Raw genomic sequence first — 24,070 nt, 5'->3', positions numbered from 1 at the left:
CTTATTCTCCTTTCGCCATTAAAGGATCGCTAATGGTAATGGGCGCTCTTGTCATATATTCATTCGTATTAATTACAAACTGTTTCCCAGATAATTTGCTTGCATTAATAATAATGGGCGCTTGTAAATTCATCGTGCTATCCTTAAAAGGCTCCTTCAGAGTTACAATCGATAGAACCATAATGTCGGATTTATCAATCAATTGTAATGCTTGTACAGTGCTTTCATCCAGTTTAAATGTATAATCTGGATACATATGATACGGATTTACCACAATAAAAGCAGTTTCTTTAGATTTCGTAGATTGTAATATTTGAAATATAGATAGATTAGGAAAATCTAGTAAAACAAATTCTGTTTCCTGTTCAAAACCTAATACACCTGTAGGAAAATGAATAATGCTTGTAGACACGATGTCCACTTCCCCAAAATATTTTGTGTCCATACGCATGTAGTGTCTCCCCTTTCCACCTGTTTCGTTGAGTTGCATACTTTAGTAAAGAAATGGAAACCACGTCTTTTTAGTCGTCCTTCGTTTTCATCCAGTCAAAAACGTTAATTGTTTACCACTTCTATTTTTAAATCCTGATATTGCTTCATCTTTGTGGTCACATCGCCCGGCTCATAATCATGTTGTGCCGTGTTTGGTTTTATATTAATAACCGGTGGCTTAGTATGTACTTCTATCTTAAGCCGGGTCGGTTGATAGCTTGTTTTTACGGAAAAAACAGATGGTATGAAAGTGATCCCTAATCTTTTCATAGGTGGTTGTGCATTTGCCTTTGCCTGCGAGATAAGCGGATTCCCTTTCTGTTCAATCTTCATAAGCTCTGTTCCTTGCCGTGCACGTCTCTCTATTCCTTCTAGTGCAGCCTGCTTTCCATCGCTTGCAAATTGGTGATTGCGTTGAAAAATGGACATCAAATTCATATCAGCAAATGCCTTTGTTTGATCAATGGTCAATTTGCCAGGCGTTGTGCGCATCTTTACTTCTGCCTTTGGCTGTTGAATCGACAGTTCTGCTTTCGGCTGACGGATCGTTTGTTTCGCTGCAGTATGTTGAATTTCAATTTGTGCCATTTGCGATGACATTTTCAGTTTCGGTATCTTCATAACTAATTGTTTCCTTTCTACAATAACGGAAACCCTGTGACCCAAACTGGGACAGGGTTTTATTGTTATCTCAAGAAATCAACAAGAGAAGGCTGGATAATTCGAGACCCTGCTGATAATGCAGCTCGGTGCAGACTTTCCTGCTTGATTAAATTTGTTATCGCTTCAGCAAAGTTAACATTTTCGTTTTCTGACATCATTTTTGTCGCCATTATTTTCTGATCGTCCAACCTATTTTCCACAAGTTCCAACCGATTCATTCTTGCTCCTAGCCCTGCTCTTGCATCAATAATTTGGTTGACACCAGAATCGAGCTCTGAAATACTTACACCAATCGTCTCTTCTATATTTTCCATATCGCTATTTTCGAGCTTTTGAATAAATGAATCAACTTTATCAAATAACCCATTTCCAAATACCGCTTCTCCATCCATGTTAACTTGTAACTCCGCCCCAGCGGAAATGGGGATATTCACTGGATCGGTATTCGGAGAGAAGACACCATTTTCATCAAAAGGTGAATTGGTCGTGTCCGTTCCATTAAAGATGTATTTGCCATTTACTTGCGTATCTGCCAAACTAATTAAATGTTCTTTTAATTGTTTGGCCTCTTCTTTCATGCTCGCATATTCTTCTTTGTCGTTCGTTCCATTACTTGCTTTCACAGCTAATTCACGCAACTTTTGCATCGCTTTCGTCGCCTTATCAAGCGCAGCATCAGAATTATCCATCCAATTGTGTGCTTCACCTGTATTTCGTAAATACTGTTCTGCTTCATTTTCCTGTCTCCGATAATTGATCCCTTTCATTGCAACAACCGGATTATCTGAAGGGCGATTAATTTTTTTGCCTGTACTTAATTGCTCCAAATACGTATCTAGCTTCGTATAACTATTGGACAAATTTCGTAACATATTATTTGAAAGCATACTCTGGGTGATTCGCATACTATCATCTACCTCCCAACAAGTCCCATATTATTAATGATACGATCGAGCATTTCATCAATGGTTGTCATACTTCTAGCAGCAGCATTATATGCATGCTGAAATTTAATCATATTCGACATTTCTTCATCTAAAGATACACTGCTTATAGACATCCGCTCATTCTCCACTTGCGCTCGAAGAAGGACAGTAGTTTCTTTCATCCGATTAGCTTCTTCTGCTTGTACCCCCATCTTCCCAATTAGGGAGTCATAAAAACCATTAATTGAAGTGTTTTCGCCCAGAGGGTTCCCCACTAGGGATTTATCATTAAACACTTTGGAAAGAGCTAGTGCATTTGCCCCTTCTCCATTTGTTTCATTCGTACTTGCTGCAATCAAATCTGGTTCTTCCATTATATCCGGGTTAACCGTAATTCCAGCGGCTCCGCTCTTGCCGTCTTTAAAGACGAAAAAGTCCACTCCTTCTGTACCGTCCACTGCTTTTCCATTTCTATGTACACGATTAAACTCTTCAACCATCGTAGTTGCCATTTTATCTAAATTAGTCAACATATCTGTATACGTACCTTGTATCGTACCGTCTCCATCTATATCGTGACCATAAGCTGCAACTAGCCCTCCTAGAGAACCGTTAGATTCAAGGATATTTAGTTGTTCACCATTTACACTAAAACTAGAAATCGGAGCATATGAACCATCTCCATACTCCACTGTCAATTCATTTATCTGTTCTTGACCAGGCTCTCCATTTACTAAAATGACGTTAGGCTGAAAAGAGTTGCCATCGTTGTCTACAACCTCAATAGTAGCAATGCCATCGGCAATATTAGGTGAGCTTTCACTGCTCTTTGAGTATGAAGCTTTTATATTTATTATATTTGACAATTTGTCAATAAGCTTGTCACGGCGGTCGTATAAATCATTTGGCAAATAACCGTGTGGCTCTAACTCACTAATTTGCTCGTTAAGACTGCCAATTTGCCGTAACATAGAATTTGCATTCTCCATTGACGTATCGATTTGATTTTTAAGGTCTGATCGATGCGACGCTAAAGATTTTGATAAATACTGAAACGTTTCTGCAACCGCCAATCCACGATTAGCAACAACTGAACGCGCGCCTGAATTATCAGGATTTACTGCCAAATCCTGTAGTGAATTCCAAAATTTATCCATCGTTTTGGCTAGCCCATTTTTAGACGGCTCATTTAAAAGTGTTTCCAACTTACTTAGCGCTTCTGATTTCGTTGTCCAATACCCTAACCTACCGTTTTCAGAACGAAATTGATAGTCTAAAAACTTATTGCGTACACGTTGAACAGAGCCTGCCTCAACTCCTGTTCCTATTTGACCAGGAATTTCCGGGCGATTTCTAGAGGCTGCAGGATAAGGGCTCAGTGTTTCAAAATTCACTCGCTGCCTCGTATAACCTTCTGTATTAGCATTTGAAATATTATGTCCAGTTGTATATAGCGCTGACTGTTGAGCAAATAGCGCCTGCTTTGCCATTTCTAATCCATGAAAACTACTCATCTCTCGACCTCCTATTAAACCTTCGAGTCAAATAATGACTGTTTTACAGATCTTGTCTGTTTTTCATTCGTTCCATAATTCATGGATTGAATCGTTGGATTCAACACATTAAGAGAAAATTGAACAAACTGTAAAGATTGTTGAATTAACATATCATTTAACTGTTCTTGCCGTTTCAATTCTGTCATAGCCTTTGTTAATAGAGTGGTTAACTCCACTAGCTTCTCTTTTTCTTCCCCGGATTTTACAAGCGACAAAAGCGTCGTAACAGTGTGTTCCTGATCTTGGTACTGATTTGCGGCAAACCAATCTGCCATTTCGTGTTGCCTTTCCTTCTCGGCTTTTTCAATCTTCCGGATCTGCTTCCGCTCCGTTGCTAAAATAGATGTTAATGTATCTACATCACCGGCCTTTACAACCTCTGTTTTTTTCTTTGCGATCTCTATTAGTTCCATATGCAGATGCAACAGTCGTTCCAATAGGTCCAAAATCGATTGTAAGCTCAAGCAAATCCCTCCTTTATACGACTATACACTTATTTACTTACCAGAGAAGAAATCAATCATCTTCTGTGCTGTTTGATCATAAGAAACCTTGTAATCACCAGATTCGATCATTGCTTTTAACCGCTCTATATGAGCAGTTCTCGCTTTGTTTTCCTTATGCCCCTTATGCAATTGCTTTGCTTCACTTGATATTTCCAATTGATCCTTTTTCATTTCTCGTTTAACTTCCAATTGTTTAGGGATTTGCTGTTTATGGTACGGGTTAAAGTCGGATTGATTAGGTCCATTTATTTTCACTTCCACTTCACCTCTTTAAAGACAGTTTCCGTTGGCAATATGCTACTCTACTTTTATTATCGGGTAAAATAAATAATTATTAAATCAATTGTTCAAATGCTTAGATAAAAATAATGTGCTAACTTTTCTAAAAATCAGCTTTCAATCCGTGAGGTGTTACCCCACACTGTTTTTCATTGCTACAAGGGTGTCTGAAGTAGGCATTGAATGACTCAATCTAGGTACCGTTATCTGCAGTCTAGACTTATTGCGGTACAGATTATCCAACTCCTAAAGTGAAAGTCCTACAGCCCCCCTTATATACGAGATTAACATTCTGAAATACCCATTTTTAGTCTCACATATCTTTTAACATATCATATCGGCATGCTGCTTTACCCATTTAATCATCAAACATGTAATACGTTCTTTGTTTTTCTCTTTCCTCTTCCACCTTTCTTTCTTTTTGTTCATACTGTTGTAAATCTTTTTTTAATTTTTCCCGACATGAAATACATAAATTACCTGCAGTAATTTGAGTACCGCAATGGCTGCATGGGTAGCCTATATTAGGAAATTCTGACGGCAATAAACGCTTCTCTTTAATAAATTTAATAATTAACTCCTCAGCTACTCCTGTATTTTCAATAATCTCTGGCATCGTCGCTTGTCTATTTTTTCGCTTACGCATAAATTGGTAAACCGTTTGAAACGCTTTTTCTTCTTCTTGATAGCAATCCTGGCAAATAGAACGTGTTCCTTTCAAAAATAAACGATCACAACGAGAACAGTTTGCTAACTCTGCCATAAATCCATTCCCTCACTTTCAAAATCAAATACTGAAACGCTTCAAGCATTATTTTTAGTATAACATGTCTACATACCTAACTTCGAATAAGCGTAAAAGAGATTACCTCAGGGCAACCGTGCTCTATCAACACCTTTGCAGCATGTCTTAAAGTCGTACCTGTTGTATATATATCATCGACTAAAATAATAGGTTTGTTAATAGGTTTTCTTAATTGAAACGGATTCGCTGATCCCATCCTTTCACTTCTTGTTTTCGTTGCTTGCTTTTCACTGGTCACCCGTTGTAAGTAAGGAGCTTTTGGAATAGGCAAAAATTGTGCAAGCATTTCGGCTTGGTTAAATCCACGCTCAACTTGTCTTTCTACACTTAAAGGAATAGGAATAGCCAAATGGGTTTTAGCAGCCGTTAGCATCATTTTCTGGAAATGCGTATGAAATGCGTTTTTAAATATATATCCTAGCTCATAATCCCCTCGATATTTCCATTTTGTTATGATCTCTTGCATACATTCATTATACTGATAAATGGAATAATTATATCTTAAAGTATCCCTCGCTGGAAATTGCTCCCACTGTAAACAGTCTATACACTTTGGCACATCACTTCTTCGACTACATCTTGAACAACGTGCCCCGCTTATCACAGTGAGTGAATGATTGCATAATTTACATATGCTCATAGGTGTTGGATAGAAAAGCGTTCTCCAGGTTACTTCACTTGTAATCTTGCTTTGACAGAATAAACATTTCAAGTTATAACCATCTCCCTATCCGATTCATTTTTTTAATCGAACGAACTGCTCGAGACATTGCATTTGTTTTTCCATCATGAAAAAAAACCACTTCGCCAGTAGGATCGTCTGCGCTCCTCCCAGCCCTTCCTGCAATTTGAACGAGCGCAGCTTCATCAAATACGGAATGACCCGCATGGATAATTGCCACATCGACAGCTGGAAAAGTAACACCTCTTTCCAAAATCGTCGTCGTTACTAATACAAAAAGATTTTTCTCACGAAATAGGGAAATTTTTTGCTCTCTATCCGGATCAGAAGCATGCACAGAAGAAATTTCTGCTGAACCCTTGATAACATGTTCATGAATAAGCAGTTCACTTAAATTACTAGCTATTTTTTCAGTGAGAGCAATGGTCGGAAGGAAAATCAGCAGCTGCCGTTGCTGATTTTGTCTCAAACGGAGCCATTGGATAAAGGCACGAGGTGGATTCCCTTTGACCAAATTTTTCTGTAGAGCAAAGCACATGCACATTATCGGGACAGGGAGTGGATATCCATGATAACGAGTTGGTACAAAAACATGCTTTAATTGCTTCAACAGCATTTTCGTTCGCTGCTTCTGCCTAGGTGTTGCGGTTAAATAGATCATTGTGCCAGAAGGCTTTAGCGCCCTTTCTGTTGCAAATGCTAACGAAGCATCTTTGTGATAAGGGAAAGCGTCTATTTCGTCAATGATGATAACATCAAACGCATGTTCAAACCGTAATAGCTGATGAGTTGATGCGATGATGATTTGCGACGTACCTTGCTTTTCCGCGCTATCCCCATACAACGCCTGAATGGGTACTGCTGAAAAAGCCTGTTGTATTCGGGGGAGTAATTCCCTTACCACGTCTATTCTTGGCGTAGCTATACAAATTCGCATCCCTTGTCGTAATGCTTCTTCGATTCCAGAAAATAGCATCTCTGTTTTTCCAGATCCGCAAACGGCCCAAACTAACAGTGATGATTCTGGCTGTAAAATAAATCGCCGTACCATTTCCGAAGCCTTCGCTTGTGCTTTCGTAAGTTGACCTTTCCAAGTGCAAGCAGCTTCATGCTTTTGCCAAGAAAAAGGTTGTCCATTCCAGCGGTATAACGGCTCTGTTTCAATTATTCGCCCCATCATAAGACAATTTCGGCAATACCAGGCACCGTGTTTCCTATTTATGTCGTGTATCTTTGCGAATCGAGAATTTGTACGATTTCCACAACGCTGACAAATTTTTCTAAATAGAGTCTTAACGATAGAAGGGATTGGAGTAAGCATGTTCTTTTCAAGTAAAAAATCAAATAGTGTGTCCTCAAAAGGGATCTCTTTGCGCAGCAAAAGCTTTCCCTCCAATTGTTGTGCCAGTTTTGGATCTAACGGACTCGTTTTTTTTGCCATATTTCCACCATCCTATATATTTAGTTCTCTTATTTTTCTCGATAACGAACATTTTTTTCTAAAATATTATTCTTGGATAAAGAAAGGCATACAATCCTAAGAGGGAAGATCAGATAGATCTATATATCCATATTTTATGGGGATAGTAAACATTGAAACATTTATATACGAGAAGCTATTTAAAAAGGGGCAATGGAAAAGTTTAAAGCTATAACTAGACAATTCTCTGATAGATGAAAATTCATCCATTATAAAGGACATAGAAAAGGTATACCATATCAGCTTCAAAAACCGTAAATTATCAATTGATAATACGAGAGGAAAGCAGTTTTCTATTAGAAGGAATGGTAGGAAGAAACTGATTGTACTCTTCATAAAGCCAGAGCATTGCATCTATCTTGTTAGGAAGATTAAGCGTAACACAAGCTTTTTTAGCGGTAGCTCAAAATGAAAGTGATATGAGGTTAGCCATACGTTACAGGATTTTATATCTCTTTATAATGAAGTAATAATATCAAAGAAAAAATAAAACCACTATCAGCTCCAACCGTGTAAGACAAATTCCTTATGACATTCTCGCTCGAACGCCCCCCTTTTTTCCACATGTATTAGTACATGTTGATTTATAATGAAAAACACAATGTCTCCTATGGATAGTCTACAGAATAAATAAAAATTTCACAATAGTTTTAAATAAAATAATAAGCAACCCATGGTTGGATAATCTTTCTTCCATGGAACTATAAATTTCTTTGTTACAGCTATTCTTCATCTAGGAATAGATTCTCTTTTATGAATTATATGTTTCCGCTTCTTATTGCATATGCTACAGCTTGCGTCCGGCTTTTCATCTTCATTTGTCACATAATATAATCGCGCACACTTAACTGCAATTTATTAGTAGCATCTTGTTGATTCTCCTTCAACCATCAATGTGAAAACTTCAATCTCTCTAATTGACAAATGGTATGGCTAACTTAATGGACACGGTTCATTTCTAACCGCATCTTTCCACTACTGTATGCGGGCACCTATAAAAGTAGGGATAAAAAATAAAGCAGGTAACCTGCACGCTATATTTTTCGGAATTGTATAAATAATAAAAACAATATAAAGTACATTTATAGCTTTATTACAACAGGATACTTTTTTCAATTCTGTACTATAACTGTTTTCGCATTAGCAGAAAATGAAAAGGTTTACAACATTGCGTTAGATACGTTTTATAGATCGGAGCGTGATACAGGGAGATAACGAAAGGTTAATTATTGGATAAGGGGGAGTTTACGATTAATAATTTTTTAAAAAAACTAATCACTATTTCACTTAGTTTAATTGTCGTGTTTTTCTATATCAACAATGTTAAACCTGTGCATGCAACGGAAGTTAAAAAATCATTTGATTATTTATGTGTTGCTTCTACTTCCCTTGCAGGAGATATTGAGATTAAGATGAATGTAACCCCTACTGTATCGATCCCTGACTTTGTTCAACCGAATCAGGAAATTCCAGTAACAGACATGAAGACTGCAATTCAAGTTGATTTAACTGGTGAACTTGCTCCATTAAAGGCGTTTATTAATCCATTTAATGGTCATGTAAGTCAATTTCAGCTACAAACAGTAAACCAAACCGTAAATGCAGTTGGTGAAGAAGGAGCTGCAATTCCAGAAACCCCCTTTAATGAAGAGGATACTTTTATCCCCTTCCAAATTAGTGGGAAAGATACTAACGTAACTGCAGGTGAGGAAAGTGTAGACATCCATGTTGGCGAAATAGAAGCAGAGATTCACGCCAAGTTAGGGAGCACACCAATTAATTTACCTGTTACATGCACTCCACCTAGTGATAGCTTATTAGCGACAGTACAAGTAGAGGAAGCTGCTGACGCTACAGATCCAGAAATTTCTATAATCGGGGATAACCCAATGCATTTAAAAATAGGAGAGCCGTATACGGAGCTCGGTGCTACAGCCTCAGATAATGTTGACGGAGACATAACCGACCAGATAACCATTACCGGAAACGTGAATACGGATGTAGCAGGTGAATACACTGTTACATATTCTGTAGCGGATAAAGCAGGAAATAAAACTACCGCAACCCGCACCATCTTCGTAAAAAATACTGAAGAGCCAGGCGATGGGGATAAACCTGGGGATGGCGGACAACCTGATGGCGATGATCCAGGTGACGGCGAACAGCCTGGTGGTAGCAATCCGAATGACGGGAATAAACCTGGCGACGATGATCCAGGTGATGGAAATAAACCAGATGATGGCGACGACGATTCAGGGGATGAAAATAAACCAGGTGGCGACGAACTTCCTGGTGGGAACGATCCGAATGACGGGAAACCTGGCGGTGGCCAACAGCCTGATGATGGTAACGGAAACCCTGGTGGTAAGATTGATAATCCAAAAAACGATATGCAAAATAATGTTCTCCCTAATACAGCGACGAACACTCCATTCATTTTATTAATTGGCACTTTACTCTTAGTTTTGGGTGGAGCTTTATATGTCACTAGAAAGTTCGTCTTCAATTAAATAATTGAAGATAGGCAGTGAAAATCTCCTATGATTTTCATTGCCTTTTCTTACCGACCAATCATGGGGATGGAAGAAAGATTCAGAAGGAGGACGTTACATGAGTAGAATGAGGTATGTGTCAGCAGAATTGAAACACATTTTCAAAAACCGATTTATACTTATATCAGTTTGTTTAGCAGTTCTTGTTCCGCTAATTTATGCAATGATCATGCTGTCACCTAAATGGGGTCCGTACGATAACACGGATAATTTACCAGTCGCTGTAGTTAATAACGACCTTGGAGCAATATCAGAAGGTGAAAAAATAAATATTGGCGAAAGTTTATTAACGAGTTTACAAGAAAATAATGTACTAGGATGGGAGTTCGTCACTTCAGAAGAAGCACAAAATGGCATGAAAAATATGCAATATTATATGACCATTGAAGTACCGCAAGACTTTTCAAAGAAAGCATTGACTGTACTGGATGACGATCCGGTAAAACCAGAATTAATATTTACGCAAAATGAAGGTCTGCATTTTATGGCTGCCCAAGTCACCAATAAAGCTGTCGAAACATTAAAAACTCAGTTATCTACACAAATAACTGCAACATATGTAGAAAACGTTGTCTCTCAATTAAAAGAAGTTGCTAACGGGTTCGGCGAAGCTGCGGATGGCGCTAAACAAATCAACGATGGAACTGGAAAGTTAAGAGATGGGTCCGAACAAATTCTTGACTCTTTAAATGAAAAGTCCCCTGATATTGGTCGTTTAGCAAATGGGGCTAACCAATTGGAAGATGGATCACAAACAATGAAAGAATCCTTAGTATCTAAGCAGGAAGACATAACGAGACTTGCTAATGGTGCCCAAGAACTAAATAATGGAACTGGCATTTTATTAAATAATTTACAAACTAGAATAAATGATATTGGGCGACTTGCAGATGGAGCCAAGCAAGTCAATGATGGAACTTCCCAACTATTAACTGCTTTAAATGAAAAATCAGCTGATATTAACCGCTTGTCAAACGGGGCTTCCCAATTAGCGGATGGGGCGAGTGAGCTTCATTCCGGTTCAACCGAACTACTGGAAGGCGCTAAACAAGCGAAGTCTGGAAGTTCCCAATTAAAAGATGGGCTGAATCAAAAAATTCTGCCGGGTAGTGAACAATTGGCAGCAGGAGTCCAGCAAGCACAAGCAGGTGTTAATGAAACCATTGAATCCATGCAAAATTTGCAAGCAGCTCTGGAACAACTACCTAACAGTGTTGATGGATTAGAGAATAATGTTCTATATAATCTGATTATGGGACAATTAAACGAAAATTTAAAAACAGCTCCTCAAAAACAAAAAGATTTCCAAAGACTGGTAGACGGAGCTCATGAATTAAGGAATGGGTTAAAAAATGATTTCAACCCTGGAATGGTAACCTTAGACAACGGTCTTGCTCAACTTGTAGAAGGTCAACAACAATTACAAAACGGTGCAAGCAAGTTAGCGGGTGGCTCAAAGGAAGTAGCAGCTGGTAACCATACGGTAGCTGCAGGGTGGAAAGAATTACAAAAAAACGTTGCTAAACTAAAAGAAGGAACGAAACTAGTGCAAGATGGCAATGCAACTGTTAAAAACGGCTGGAATGATCTAACAGCTGGAGCACAGCAACTGCATGATGGTTCATCGCAAGTTCGTGATGGCAACAAAATCGTTGAAAGTGGATGGAGAGAGCTATCCTCTGGCGCAATGAGACTGCACGATGGTTCCAGCCAGTTAAGTGAAGGAAACCATACTGTAAAAGAAGGTTGGGCAAAGTTAACAGACGGCGTCTCAGAAGTAGATGGAGGTTTAGGACAGCTATCTGATGGAAGTGAAGAGTTGCATAAAGGTCTAGAGGGAGGCGCTGAGCAAACGAGCAGCATCGATCCAGAAGAGGAAAATATTGCGATGTTTGCCGAGCCCGTTGCTTTAGCTGGTAAAGTAATTAATAGTTTTTCGTTTTATCGTGATGCAAACGCTCCATATATTTTAACATTGGCACTTTACGCCGGGGTCTTCGCACTGTCTTTTGCAGTTCAATACCGAAAACCAGTTGCTTTTCCCTCATCAGCAATAGCATGGTTTACCGGTAAAACAGCAAAATTATCTATGTTAGTTGTCATCCAAGCGTTAATTATCTCTTTGTACACCTTATTTATATTAAAGCTGGATGTACAAAGCAGTATATCCTTTGTCCTATTTTCTATTATGGTGAGCCTCACTTTCTTAATGATTGTTTTATTCTTAGTAGGTTTAGCTGGAAATATTGGTAGGTTCCTTGCCTTGACATTTGTTGTCCTACAATTATCTACGACTGGATCTGCGTTACCAGTTGATATGCTTCCAGAAGGATTACGTAATCTAAGCGTCTTTTTGCCATTTACGTATTCCATAAACAGTTATCGAAATATTATTACAATAGGAAACACGGCTAATATGTGGGAAAACATCATTATATTATTCGTTTATTTTGCTCTATTTGTCATATTAGCATTACTAGTCTTTATGTTCAAATATCGGTCACTGCGGGAACAGGCAAATTTAAATAATAAGGAGGAAGTTGGTGAATCTGTAGGCTAAAGTCCTAAAAATTGCTTCATTACCTACATGATGCAGTTCTATTCATTATTTCAGAAATGATCCAACCGTTTCTGCACGGTGGATCATTTTTTTAAAAAAAGTAGCTTCGTCTAGTCAAAGTGGTAAAGAGGTAGAAATAATGAGGTGGTGTTCCATGTCAAAAGTCAAAACAGTAGAAGTAAAGTGAAGAGAACAACTCTTCATCCATTACATGAGCTTAAGTTTGTTGAACGAAACTACCTGACAGCACTTGAAATATGATATAGTATCAGATTTTTTGCATCTGAATATAACCTCGCATTGTTATTTCATTGTAGAAACGCCATTTGATACGCTGTTCGTTTAGTCAACGCTATCCAAAAATACATTGTATTAAGGGTATTATTTTTTAAAATCCATAAGTAACATATAATTTTAGGGGTTTGGCATCTATAAGGGAATTTAACCGACAATTAACGGTATAGGAAGCAAATGAAACTTCTTATACGATAGGATATATTCCACAAATAAGGAGGACAGACCCATGTCAAATGTTAAAAACGTTATCGCCACAATCAATGCTGCTTTAAAAGAGAATCCAGCACTTATTAAAGGAATGGAAGCTGTCTATCAATTTCACTTAAAAGATGATGTTCCGGATACTTATCAACTTGTACTTCGTGGTGAGGAGAGCTACATGAGCGAAGGGGCAAGTGAAAAATCAGACTGTACCCTTCATATGAAGACAGATAGCTTTATTAAACTGGCGAAAGGAAAATTAAGTGGAGCAACAGCTGTTTTAACTGGCAAGTTGAAGATTGAAGGTGATATGGGAACGGCGTTGAAGTTAGAAAGCATTTTGTCTCGGATTAAGATTCCATAAATCTGGGTAAAATAATTTTTTAGAAGAAGTTCCAGTTGATAGCCTAGCTTCCATCCTTTACTTTAGCGAGTATGCAGCTAGAAGTCGCTAGCGTTGCAGTTTTGGCATTAGCACGGACTTATTTATTAGATTATTCTTAATGTTTTAATTTGGTTCATTTATTAAATAGGGTTGCCTTTCGTCTTCAAGTTATTTAACGAATTTTGTTTGATCATTGTAAAGAGGTGATGGGAAATGAAAGTAGCTAATGTTTTGCAAATGCTTCATCGGACCGTTGAACAATTTCCTAGCAATATAGCTTACCAATGGAAGGAAAAAGGGTCCATTAAAAAAATAACATATCACGATTTATGGGATAGAATTAAAGATTTCGCGAATGGATTAACATACATTGGCATAACCTCTGGAGCTAAGGTTGCTATTATTTCTAATAGCAACCCTATGTGGGCAATTTCTGACTTTGCATTAGCTAGCATTTCAGCTGTCAGCGTCCCCATCTATCCTACCATCCCTTCGGAACAAGTTGCTTATATTTTAAAAAACTGCGATATCACAGCTGCCATTGTTGAAAATAAGCAACAATATAATAAGTTGATAGAAACAGGAGTACAGTTAGATCATATTATTATGATGTTCTCAGAGCAAATGGAAGTCGATCATTTTATGTCGTTTAAAGAGGTAGAAAACATCGGAAAGAATCAAAGCCAAGTGTATTGGGAACAATCTTGGCAGCATATTGGTCGGAATCATCTCCTTACCATAATGAATACTTCTGGAACGACAGGAAAACCAAAAGGTGTGATGTTATCACATGGAAACATTTTGGCCAATATAGAGGGTGTCCAATTTTGGGTGGTTGAACTGTTACCTGAAGACGTTTCTCTTTCTTATTTGCCGCTTTCCCATATTTTTGAAAGGTTAGCAGGTCATTATTTACCATTATCAATTGGAACAACAATAAGTTATGCAGAAAATATTACCACTATCCCTGAAGATCTCCAGAAGTTCAACCCTACTGTCATGACAAGTGTCCCGAGGTTGTTTGAAAAAATATATACAAAAGTACAAGGCGAGATGGAAAATGGACCAGCCCTTAAAAGAAAAATTTTTAATTGGGCACTATCAGTCGGTCAAGAAAAGTATAAATACTATCTGAATGCAACCATTAATCAATATATTTCCCAAGATTATTTACCTAAAAGACTAGCGCGTAAATGGAAAATCGCTAATAAACTTGTTTATCAAAAAGTAAAAAAACAGTTAGGCGGTAGGTTACGTGGACTCGTGTCTGGTGGAGGAACCCTAAATGCAGACATCGCAAAATTTTTCTGGGCTTTAGATATACCATTACTGGAAGGCTATGGATTAACGGAAACATCACCTATTATTTCCACAAATCCAATCATCCGTGCAAAAGCAGGTACAGTTGGAAAAATTTTACCCAACGTTGAATTAAAAATTGCTCAAGATGGAGAAATATTAGTAAAAGGTCCTAATATCACACAAGGTTATTATAATAATCCCGAAGAAACAGAAAAAGCTTTTGATGAAGGCTGGTTTAAAACAGGCGATATTGGAAAATTTGAAGAAGAAGGCTATTTAAAAATAATTGACCGTAAAAAGCGAATCCTTGTTCTATCTACCGGGATGAATGTCGCGCCAGCACCAGTTGAAACAGCAATAAACGAAAGTGCATATATCAATCAATCACTTGTAGTTGGCGATGGAAGAAAATACGTTATTGCATTGGTAAACCCAGATTACGAAAACCTAATCCCATGGGCAAAAAAGCACCACATCTATACCGATTCGAGAGAAGAACTAATTAATAATAAAAAAGTACAGCTTTGTTTAAATGAAGAAGTAAACAGATTAACTATAAATTTAACAAATTATGCACGACCTAAAAAAGTAATTATTATTAGCAAGGAATGGACAATTGATGGTGGAGAATTAACACCAAAGCTATCCCTTAAAACGGATATTGTTGAAAATAGATATCAACATTTAATTGACTCCGTATATAGAGAAGGAAAGAACGATCAGCAAATTGCGATTATAGGTTAGCGATACCTTATCTGGAAGTAATCTTTTTTCTCACCTAGCTCATCGCGCTTATCCTGCGGACAGGAAATATTGTTTGTCATTTTATACCCTACACTCACTCGATATACTTTTCTAGGAACAAAGGCGCAGGACGCCCGTTTAGCAACGTAGCGACTGGAACGAAGCAACGAAAGTTTTAGGAAGCATGCTCCTACAACAGGAGCATGCAACGCCTGAGCGGCAAGCCCTTATTTAGTCGGCCTTCCTTTTAAACCACGGACCGATGTTGACTTATTATCGAAAGGCGCCTTCGTGAAGTCGTCTAGTTGCTGGGCGCTTAAGCGGGACGTTACCGTACAAGAAGCAATTTCCCCTCGAAGAAGAACAGAGCGTTAACATATCGGGTAGCTTTGAGAAAACACTTTTTCTCGTACCCCTACCCGTTTTCTTCGGAGGGCTAATTCACGTTACCTGCAATCCTTGAAGTTGGAAGTTTTTCGTGCCTTACAAAAAAAGAAGGAAATAGAAGAAATGCACCTTTTTATCTTGCTTTCTTTGTCCTCCAAAAAAGGGTGTTTAAATAATTCCCTGTCTTATTGCATAGGCCACTGCTTCTGTTCGGTTCTTCGCTTTCATTTTTTGCATAATTTTTGTAATATAATCCCTTACTGTATACTCACTTAAATGTAGCTTGTCAGCAGCGCTACTTGTAGATTCTCCTTCTGCCATTAATGTTAAAACTTCAATTTCTCTTGATGACAGCTGAAGAGATTGGTTTAAGTAATTGAAATTATTTTTAAATTTGCCAATAATTTCTCCTGCACTTTGTCCAAACTTAATCAACGCCTTATACGTATCTTGTGACATGGCGAAATGTTTATTGGCTCCTTGGTCCAAAATAGCTGCTCCAATTAATTCATGGTGAGAAGCCTTGAAAATTGGCGCCACAACTACGGATTTTAATTGAAATTGCTGGATATATCGAATTGGAAAACTGTTTTTGGCATCGGAAATATAAAGTGGCTGCAAAAACTTTATTCCGTTTCCGAGCAACTGCAACAGCTCTAAACCATTATGAATGAGCGGGAAATTACGTACATCTTCAGCTATTTCTTGAATGGCTTTTATATTGAAGCGATGACCAGATAAACCAATCCCAATCTCATCGTTGGGGGAATAGGAAAAAATCCCGCAACGCTCAAACGGTAAATAATCTGTAAACCCTTTTGTTACCAACTCCAATGCCTCTTTCAATGTTTTAGCCTGCATAATAGATTCATAAAACATAATAACAGAATCCTTCCACCGCTGTTCTTGCTGGGTTATGTTTAAAATTGTTTTGCTACTTTGAAAAAGATACAGAGCGTGATGGATAAAAGGAACAATATGTCCCGTGCAATGTTTGTCCGTACACAATAATAAAGTCATATTTTCAAATGGAATCGTCATCACACTTTTATCTACTGAATGAGTAATACACCCCAATAGCTGTTCCATTACATCAAATATAGTATCTGCTGCAAGATTATCATACTTGTTTAATAAACATTGATATTGATTGAACCATTTGTCCACGTAAAATCTATTGCCTTTTCTTGCGACAACTGCTATCCACTCAATTGGTAGCTGTTCAGAAACAACCAGGTGTTTTAAGAAAGTGTCCATTGTGTATAAGTGCTCTAACTTTCCTGTAAGAATATGCTCATTTATTTTAGTAAACACATATTGAATTGCTTGATGATCATTATAATTATTATCCTTATTTACTTTGGCAGCCTGGTAAACTGAATTTTCCAACAATGACAATGTGAATTGGTTCCATAGATTATTCCCTATTTCTTTATTCCAAGCGTCCCGCAACTGGTTCATAATTGTTTCTTTATCATAGGGATGATTAAAAATAATTTCCGAAAAAATTTTAACGGATATTACTATAGTGCTTGCGATTTTTTTACCTGTATGTTTAAAATAATGTTGTACTTGTTCCCAATTATGTTGTATCGCTTTTTCATTTTCCCGCATGATGTCTAGTCCGTGATGAAATAAGGAGTCTAGATAGTGGTCTAAAGTCAATGTCATGAAACGTTCTCCCCTTCCTTTTCATCAATTAACTTACCTTTCCCAACCATCATGGAGTTTTTTAGCTTCTTCAACTAAAGCTTATACGGATTAGTATTTATCCTGATACTACGATAACTAAAAAAATCATTTTTCTTTTGCAAGGATAAGTAAACCGATAGCGACATAGCTACATTTTCAAGTATATCTTCCATTATAGCTGTTTCACGCACAAAGGCGGAGGGCGCCCGGTTAGCAACGCAGCGACTGGAGTGAATCAACTAAAGTTTTAGGAATCATGGTGAGGATACGAACCAATAATGACTTATCGGAGGGCGATGGATCCGGACGTGACTATTCCGTTATATCGTTATCCCAATGCCAAAATTTTCATACTTTCTTATCTCTTAAAGAAAAAACGTTCTTTAAATAAAACAACCCCTTACAGTGAATATCCTAATTTTATTCCGTTTTTTAATATGTGGTTTATTAATTATTAGCTTTGAGCTCCCCCCTCCTCTTCTTTGTTTTTTTAGATTAAGATCTAGCTTTCTTTTACTAAGCGATGATCGCTTTGTAAAACATAAAACAAGCATTTCTTTAAAAATTGATGAAAACGTAGCAATTCAAAGTTCTTTTATACAACAGGTCATCATATCCACCTCTGTACTATAACTATTATCATACTATCAGAAAATAAAAAGGGATACAACGTTGGTTTTATGAATTAAAAGGAGTGGATTAAAGTTGGTATGGGTGTTGGATAATAGGAGGTTGGTGATGTACCTAGCATTTACAAATCATACAGGAAGGTTTGTGAGCAGATGAGAAGTAAATGAAGTAGTGTTAATCCCAAAGCAGAGAAATATTACTATGTTTGCTGAGGTAATTGCTTTAGATGGAGAAGTAATCAGTAGTACTCGAATTTACCAAGATATAAATGCTCTTTTTAGATGTTAACACTCTCGTTTATGTCCCAATTCCCTTCTTTAGCACTAACATGGTTTACAGCCAATAAAATCATAGTTACTTACCATCGCCAAAAATCTATATTTTGTATGTACTCTGTTCGTACTACAACTGAACGCTCGTTTGGTTTTCTATAGGAGTAAGTCCCATCTCGACTTGCTATGATTCGTGCTATTTTGAGTTAGTGTAGCAGTAGGGAATATTGGTAGATTTTACTACTGGATCCTCACTACGTGTTGATATGCCTTCCAGAAGGATTATATTAGCTGAGTGCTTTTTCTTTTACGTATTCTTGTAGAAAGCTATCGAAGTATTACTACTTGAGGGTTATATTAAAATATATGGAAAAAATTAGTTTCAATATCCTTTCCTTGGCCGTCTTTTTTAACGCAAGAAAGATTGGATAAAGAGCTAACAGATCTCAAACTAAACTATTAAATGAATGTTAGTTACCTATGGAGTTAAGGCCCTCCTTATCACGGGCCTTATAACATGCTCCATAGAAGCAGTATAATAAAAAAACAATTGGTTCATAGAGGACTCGGTTTCAGAATGCTCTATTTTTTATACCACGTCACACCTAGTGCACCTTCTCCAAGATGTGTACCAATTACAGGTCCAAAATAACTAATACTTGTATCAGTGTCAGGATGTTTTTCTAAAAAACGTTGTTGTAAATCTATTGCAGCAGATTCATTATTCGCATGAATAAAGGCCACTTTCAACGGATGTCCTTCAGACGCATCAGCTTCCAATAAATCAAGTATTCGTTGAAGAGCTTTTTTCTTTGTGCGAATTTTCTCAAAAGGAACAATTACCTTATCTACAAAATGAAGAATCGGTTTCACTTGCAACATGCTCCCTACTATTGCTTGAGCACCATTTAGTCGTCCACCGCGGTGCAAATTACTCAAATCATCAACCATAAAATAACCACGCATCGTTTGCTTCATTTCATCGAAGCGCTGGATAATTTCGTCAGGAAGCTTTCCATTCCTCACCATATCTACCGCTTCTAACACATAAAAACCTTGCGCCATACAGCTTATTTCAGAATCATAAGCATAAACATCAATTCCATCTACCATTTCACCAGCGCTCACTACAGCCTGGTACGTACCACTAATTCCACTGGAAAGATGAACAGAGACAACTGCATCATAATCTTTAGCTATCTCCTCTAGTAAACTAGTAATGTACCCGATCGATGGTTGTGAGGTTTTTGGTAACTCTTTTATATCAGTTAATTTTTGATAAAATTCATTCGTCGTAATATCAATTTCTTCCTGGTAAGAAGCATTAGCAAATTGGACACTTAAAGGCACCATATATATATCATACTTATCGCGTATTTCTTTCGGTATATAAGCGGTGCTGTCTGTCATTACAGCAACTTTCATGCAAACCTTCTCCTCTTTCCATATTCTCTGCTTTTGATATTTTCATATAACAATCCTACTATATTCTACATGAAAAAAATAAAAATTGCATGTTTTACATGAAATCAATTACTCTATCAAGTATTTACGGAATTTGCTCTCACCTTAAGATCTTCCATTTATATTACATTAGCTTTGAAACAATGCTTAAGAATAATAGCTGATCAACTGCTTTCATTTCACTCCTTTAAAGGGAATCTTCCATCCATACGACTTTTATTCCTCCCACCGCGGATTATTAACCGTATGGTATGATCTAACAACAACTTTGATTTGTTTTTGTTTCTCGCTCAGGCTTGTTTCATCACTGGTGTTCCATACTGCAGTAGGAGTCTTATTGTTCCTTAAATGTTAAGAAAAATAAGTTTGGCCAACACATGCCGGATGTGACTATTCCGTTATATCGGTATCCCAAAGTAACAAGTTTTATACTTTCTTATCTCTCTGAACAAAAAATGCCACCTCCATATAGAAGCAGCATTTTTTTAAAGCTATATATGATATTTGCAGCAAATGCCTCCGCCGCGTAGATTAGTTTAAATTACTTCTACCCATCCTTTACGGATAGCAGCAACTACAGCTTGAGTTCTATCATTAACATTCATTTTTTGCAAAATATTACTAACATGGTTTTTTACTGTTTTTTCACTAATATATAAAGTTTCAGCTACCGCACGGTTACTCTTGCCATCTGCCAATAATTGGAGCACTTGGCATTCTCTTTTAGTCAATAAATGAAGCGGTTGTCGATATTCAATTCCACTTTCCGAAAGAGAGGAGATATTATCCTTTGCTAGTCTGCGATACTCCATTACTAAGTTATGTGTCACTTTAGGGTGGAGATAAGACCCGCCATCACTTACTACTTTAATCGCTTCAATAAGTGCATCCGAATCCATTTCTTTTAACAAATAGCCTTGTGCTCCCGTTTTAAGCGCATGAGTGACATAGCTCTCATCGTCATGGATGGAAAGGATAATGACGCTTGTATTTGGAAAATAACGTACAAGATCTTTAGTTGCTTGCACACCATTCATATTTGGCATATTAATATCCATTAATACTACATCAGGGTTGTTCTCCTTTACGAGTTTAGCAGCCATCGAACCATCATCGCCCTCTGCCACTACTTCAAATGAAGGCTCAAATTCTAAGATTCTCTTAACTCCCTCGCGAAATAATTTATGGTCGTCAATTAATACAATGCGTAATTTTCTTTCCTCATTCATTATATTTGTTCCTCCTGCATCAAAAATGTATTTCATTACCCCAGAAATTACTTTATGATAGAATCCAATTCTTCTTATTCTAAAGACTTAACCAAGCGTTGGAACAAGCTTATTTGAGGTTACAGATAACTAACCTCTTATAACCAGACTTGAAGTATTCTAATTATAAAAGGTGAAATATCTTTCATCCAAACATAAAAACACTTCTACTTTATTATAACGTTATACAGACGTATAAGGAACCTTTATAAAAATGGTTGTTCCTTTTCCTATACTGGACGAAATTTTCATTTCCCCTTCAAGCATCTCTACTCTTTCTCTCATACCAATTAATCCAAACGACTTATCTCTTTTCATCGAAGGGTCAAAGCCTATTCCATTATCTTTAATCACCATGGTCAAATCACTTTTACCAATCTCTAATTTCACTTGAATCAAGGACGCTTCAGCATGCTTTACTGCATTTTGTAAAGCTTCTTGTACTAAACGAAAAACAGCAATTTCATATTTTTGATGCAATCGCTTTTTTTCACCAAATGAATGGAAATCAATTTTCACTTCATTATAGTCAGCTACAGTCGCTACATATTTTTTCATGGTGGGGATTAATCCTAAATCGTCCAAAGCCATTGGTCGAAGGTCGTAAATAATCCTCCTCACTTCGTATAAAGAGGAGCGGATCATTTCTCGAACACTTTTCATCTCTGCAAGTGCCTGTTCAACATCTTGATTAAGAAAAGTACGTTCTACAAGTTCAGAGCGGAGTAGAATATTGGCTAGCATTTGTGCTGGACCATCATGAATTTCTCTGGAAATTTTTCGCCTTTCCTCTTCCTGAGCTTCAATAATTTTCAAGCCAAACTCCTGCTTTTCTTTTGCTTCTTCTAGCATTTCATTCACTTGCTGAAAATCATCGTGCAAATAATTAAGTACTACAGATATCTTACCAGCTAAACCCTCTGCTCGTTCAATCGTTTGTCCGAGAGAAATTAATCTTCGTTCTAAATCATCTCTTTTTTCCCGCAATACACTCTCTTCCTGACGCAGCATAGCTAGTTTCGTTTGCATAGAATGTGTCATCTCATAAACTTCTCGTATTTCGACCTCTGAGTATCTATCAAAATACCTGCTTACTTCAGCCAGACGTCTACGGGAAAAGCGAACTTTTTGCTCCAATTCGTCTCCATCGTTGATGTGCTGGGCTACTTTAACTTTCGTATCCTGTAATTCTTTTACGAGATGCTCATGCTCATTTCTAGCTTCTTCACTAATGTTAAAGATCTCATCTTTACTATTCTGCACTACTTCAATCATTTCATGAATAATATAATCCAAAGCTCTATCACTAATTCTCTGCGCCATCATTTCCCACCAACCTATGTTATAATTATACGCATACTTTCATAATTTTTATAGGGTCTTTTAGCATACATAAAAAGGACATAAAATGCATCTTTTTACTCAATTTTACTAAACTGCCTAAATTCTATACTACCTATATGCTTAGATAGTTTATATATTTATTTGTAATTCGCTTGTTTCTTGTTGTTGTCATAACAGCTTGAAACTCAAATTAGCTACTTTATATCCCAAATTCCCGCTACCTAAAAGCATACCTTTTAAAATGAAACATAAATAAAATGCTAATTGAACATCCTATTACTTTATGTCATTATTTCATATAACACAATAGATTTTAGCATAAATACGCCGTTTGTTAATACGGAGAACAAAACAGTTTACAATCGGTTATTTATTATTTTACCATGCAAAATACCAAGGAGGAAATATAAGTTGCTAGATTGTTATTATACGGTGAAACACGAGGGTCATGATGAATTACTCATACAAAAGTCCCGTTTCATTGGTTATGTTAAAAGAGTAGAGACAGAAGCTGCTGCACAAGAATTTATTCACGCAATTAAGAAAAAACATCATGATGCGACCCACAATTGCTCTGCTTATTTAATTGGTGAACACGACCAAATTCAAAAAGCAAATGATGATGGAGAGCCTAGCGGAACCGCAGGAGTCCCGATTTTAGAAGTATTAAAGAAGCAGAAACTAAAAGATACAGCTGTTGTTGTAACGCGGTATTTTGGGGGGATAAAGCTTGGTGCAGGTGGATTGATTCGTGCATATGGAAGTACAACTGCGCAAGCGATCAAAACGACTGGCGTAGTAAAGCGACAACGAATGCAAGGATTCACTATTACTGCAGATTACGGACTATCAGGTAAAATAGAACATGCTCTGCGCCAGTCAGAATATATCCTCCAAGCAATTGACTATACGGACAAAGTTTCTTATCACGTCTATGTAAAAATCGGGCTTGAATCCGAGTTCAAAGCATTTATTATCGAACTAACGAATGCACAAACAGAAATAAGTGAAACAGACACAACCTATATAGAAATTGATATATGAACAAAGGCGCAGGGCGCCCGTTTAGCAACGTAGCGAATGGAACGAAGCAACTAAAGTTTTAGGAATCATGGTGAGGCACGAACCAATGATGACTTATCGTAGGGCGATTCGTGAAATCGCCTCGTTGCTGGGGCTTAAGCCGGACGTGGCTATTCCGTTATATCGGTATCCAAAGCCAAAATTTTTATACTTTCTTATCTCCAAACAAAAAATATTATCTAAATTACCATAGACTTAATCTATCGTGGAAAAGTGGTTAGGGCATAGCTAAAACCGTTGAATAAAAATGGCACTATACAAATCTCAATTAACAGGTCCATATCCCGTTATTTACTTAAGGAGAAGACCTGAAAATTGGGACTTAGAAGTCGTTATCTCTTCACTTCACTTTTTTGCTCACCAAATAATGAAGGGGCTACCGTAGCCTATGTTCGGAATAAATCGTCCATGGTATATATGCTATGTTTTAAACCTGCAGGAACACTACAAGCTGAGAAAACAACGCTTTTTTGGCATCGCGGTGGTAGATGTTATCTAAC

18 protein-coding genes are annotated in these 24,070 nt (G+C 37.3%); 5 read left to right on the top strand and 13 right to left on the bottom strand.

Annotation, left to right across the window (positions count from 1 at the left end; genetic code table 11):
• Position 1 precedes the first annotated feature (1 nt).
• The 9 genes from fliW to D1839_RS08905 all read right to left on the bottom strand — a co-directional run bounded on the left by fliW (position 2) and on the right by D1839_RS08905 (position 7,350).
• Complete coding sequence (gene fliW, locus D1839_RS08945; RefSeq protein WP_120379562.1) at positions 2-451, bottom strand: flagellar assembly protein FliW; 450 nt, start codon at positions 449-451, stop codon at positions 2-4.
• 104 nt (positions 452-555) lie between these two features.
• Positions 556-1,113, bottom strand: a complete 558-nt coding sequence (locus D1839_RS08940; protein ID WP_120379561.1) for a DUF6470 family protein — start codon at positions 1,111-1,113, stop codon at positions 556-558.
• Between the two features lie 65 nt (positions 1,114-1,178).
• Positions 1,179-2,060: a flagellar hook-associated protein FlgL gene (gene flgL / locus D1839_RS08935; protein WP_120379560.1), complete on the bottom strand. Its 882-nt coding sequence runs from the start codon at positions 2,058-2,060 to the stop codon at positions 1,179-1,181.
• An 8-nt stretch (positions 2,061-2,068) separates the two neighbouring features.
• Complete coding sequence (gene flgK, locus D1839_RS08930; RefSeq protein WP_120379559.1) at positions 2,069-3,595, bottom strand: flagellar hook-associated protein FlgK; 1,527 nt, start codon at positions 3,593-3,595, stop codon at positions 2,069-2,071.
• A 14-nt stretch (positions 3,596-3,609) separates the two neighbouring features.
• A complete protein-coding gene (locus D1839_RS08925; protein WP_120379558.1) occupies positions 3,610-4,101 on the bottom strand; it encodes a flagellar protein FlgN in 492 nt (163 codons plus the stop codon).
• Between the two features lie 33 nt (positions 4,102-4,134).
• Positions 4,135-4,398 (bottom strand): flagellar biosynthesis anti-sigma factor FlgM, encoded by a 264-nt coding sequence (gene flgM / locus D1839_RS08920; protein ID WP_120379557.1) that lies wholly within the window; start codon positions 4,396-4,398, stop codon positions 4,135-4,137.
• Positions 4,399-4,780: 382 nt separating this feature from the next.
• Positions 4,781-5,185, bottom strand: a complete 405-nt coding sequence (locus D1839_RS08915) for a TIGR03826 family flagellar region protein (protein WP_120379556.1) — start codon at positions 5,183-5,185, stop codon at positions 4,781-4,783.
• Positions 5,186-5,261: 76 nt separating this feature from the next.
• Entirely contained in the window at positions 5,262-5,693 is a 432-nt protein-coding gene (locus tag D1839_RS20345; protein ID WP_199690043.1) for a ComF family protein, read from the bottom strand.
• Between the two features lie 247 nt (positions 5,694-5,940).
• Positions 5,941-7,350 (bottom strand): DEAD/DEAH box helicase, encoded by a 1,410-nt coding sequence (locus D1839_RS08905; RefSeq protein ID WP_120379554.1) that lies wholly within the window; start codon positions 7,348-7,350, stop codon positions 5,941-5,943.
• Between the two features lie 1,268 nt (positions 7,351-8,618).
• On the opposite strand from D1839_RS08905, the gene D1839_RS08900 reads away from it, so the two are divergent.
• The 4 genes from D1839_RS08900 to D1839_RS08885 all read left to right on the top strand — a co-directional run bounded on the left by D1839_RS08900 (position 8,619) and on the right by D1839_RS08885 (position 15,430).
• Entirely contained in the window at positions 8,619-9,899 is a 1,281-nt protein-coding gene (locus D1839_RS08900) for a DUF5011 domain-containing protein (protein ID WP_120379553.1), read from the top strand.
• A 100-nt stretch (positions 9,900-9,999) separates the two neighbouring features.
• Entirely contained in the window at positions 10,000-12,501 is a 2,502-nt protein-coding gene (locus D1839_RS08895; RefSeq protein WP_120379552.1) for a YhgE/Pip domain-containing protein, read from the top strand.
• 523 nt (positions 12,502-13,024) lie between these two features.
• Positions 13,025-13,363: an SCP2 sterol-binding domain-containing protein gene (locus D1839_RS08890; RefSeq protein WP_120379551.1), complete on the top strand. Its 339-nt coding sequence runs from the start codon at positions 13,025-13,027 to the stop codon at positions 13,361-13,363.
• A 234-nt stretch (positions 13,364-13,597) separates the two neighbouring features.
• Positions 13,598-15,430 carry an AMP-dependent synthetase/ligase gene (locus tag D1839_RS08885; protein WP_120379550.1) on the top strand — a complete coding sequence of 611 codons (1,833 nt, stop codon included), beginning with the start codon at positions 13,598-13,600 and terminating at the stop codon, positions 15,428-15,430.
• 555 nt (positions 15,431-15,985) lie between these two features.
• Here D1839_RS08885 and D1839_RS08880 read toward each other — a convergent pair.
• The 4 genes from D1839_RS08880 to D1839_RS08865 all read right to left on the bottom strand — a co-directional run bounded on the left by D1839_RS08880 (position 15,986) and on the right by D1839_RS08865 (position 22,466).
• A complete protein-coding gene (locus D1839_RS08880) occupies positions 15,986-17,488 on the bottom strand; it encodes a response regulator transcription factor (RefSeq protein WP_120379549.1) in 1,503 nt (500 codons plus the stop codon).
• A gap of 1,505 nt (positions 17,489-18,993) precedes the next feature.
• The gene (locus D1839_RS08875; protein ID WP_120379548.1) at positions 18,994-19,836 is read right to left on the bottom strand and encodes a DegV family protein; all 843 of its coding nucleotides are present in this window, start codon (positions 19,834-19,836) and stop codon (positions 18,994-18,996) included.
• 575 nt (positions 19,837-20,411) lie between these two features.
• The gene (locus D1839_RS08870) at positions 20,412-21,104 is read right to left on the bottom strand and encodes a response regulator (protein WP_120379547.1); all 693 of its coding nucleotides are present in this window, start codon (positions 21,102-21,104) and stop codon (positions 20,412-20,414) included.
• A gap of 222 nt (positions 21,105-21,326) precedes the next feature.
• Positions 21,327-22,466 carry a sensor histidine kinase gene (locus D1839_RS08865; protein WP_120379546.1) on the bottom strand — a complete coding sequence of 380 codons (1,140 nt, stop codon included), beginning with the start codon at positions 22,464-22,466 and terminating at the stop codon, positions 21,327-21,329.
• Positions 22,467-22,898: 432 nt separating this feature from the next.
• Between D1839_RS08865 and D1839_RS08860 the strand changes: the two genes are divergently transcribed.
• Positions 22,899-23,531 (top strand): YigZ family protein, encoded by a 633-nt coding sequence (locus D1839_RS08860; RefSeq protein WP_120379545.1) that lies wholly within the window; start codon positions 22,899-22,901, stop codon positions 23,529-23,531.
• Positions 23,532-24,070: the final 539 nt, after the last annotated feature.

The sequence above is a fragment of the Roseburia sp. 1XD42-34 genome, assembly GCF_009917385.1.
Taxonomy (GTDB): Bacteria; Bacillota; Bacilli; order Bacillales; family Amphibacillaceae; genus Virgibacillus.
The sequence above is the reverse complement of the archived record's forward strand: the minus strand, read 5'-3'. Positions and strand labels throughout refer to the sequence as shown.

Coding starts and splice junctions, on each gene's coding strand:
- fliW (WP_120379562.1), bottom strand. CDS start 451: ATGCGTATGGACACAAAATATTTTGGGGAAGTGGACATCGTGTCTACA.
- D1839_RS08940 (WP_120379561.1), bottom strand. CDS start 1,113: ATGAAGATACCGAAACTGAAAATGTCATCGCAAATGGCACAAATTGAA.
- flgL (WP_120379560.1), bottom strand. CDS start 2,060: ATGCGAATCACCCAGAGTATGCTTTCAAATAATATGTTACGAAATTTG.
- flgK (WP_120379559.1), bottom strand. CDS start 3,595: ATGAGTAGTTTTCATGGATTAGAAATGGCAAAGCAGGCGCTATTTGCT.
- D1839_RS08915 (WP_120379556.1), bottom strand. CDS start 5,185: ATGGCAGAGTTAGCAAACTGTTCTCGTTGTGATCGTTTATTTTTGAAA.
- D1839_RS20345 (WP_199690043.1), bottom strand. CDS start 5,693: ATGCAAGAGATCATAACAAAATGGAAATATCGAGGGGATTATGAGCTA.
- D1839_RS08905 (WP_120379554.1), bottom strand. CDS start 7,350: ATGGCAAAAAAAACGAGTCCGTTAGATCCAAAACTGGCACAACAATTG.
- D1839_RS08895 (WP_120379552.1), top strand. CDS start 10,000: ATGAGTAGAATGAGGTATGTGTCAGCAGAATTGAAACACATTTTCAAA.
- D1839_RS08890 (WP_120379551.1), top strand. CDS start 13,025: ATGTCAAATGTTAAAAACGTTATCGCCACAATCAATGCTGCTTTAAAA.
- D1839_RS08885 (WP_120379550.1), top strand. CDS start 13,598: ATGAAAGTAGCTAATGTTTTGCAAATGCTTCATCGGACCGTTGAACAA.
- D1839_RS08880 (WP_120379549.1), bottom strand. CDS start 17,488: ATGACATTGACTTTAGACCACTATCTAGACTCCTTATTTCATCACGGA.
- D1839_RS08875 (WP_120379548.1), bottom strand. CDS start 19,836: ATGAAAGTTGCTGTAATGACAGACAGCACCGCTTATATACCGAAAGAA.
- D1839_RS08870 (WP_120379547.1), bottom strand. CDS start 21,104: ATGAATGAGGAAAGAAAATTACGCATTGTATTAATTGACGACCATAAA.
- D1839_RS08865 (WP_120379546.1), bottom strand. CDS start 22,466: ATGGCGCAGAGAATTAGTGATAGAGCTTTGGATTATATTATTCATGAA.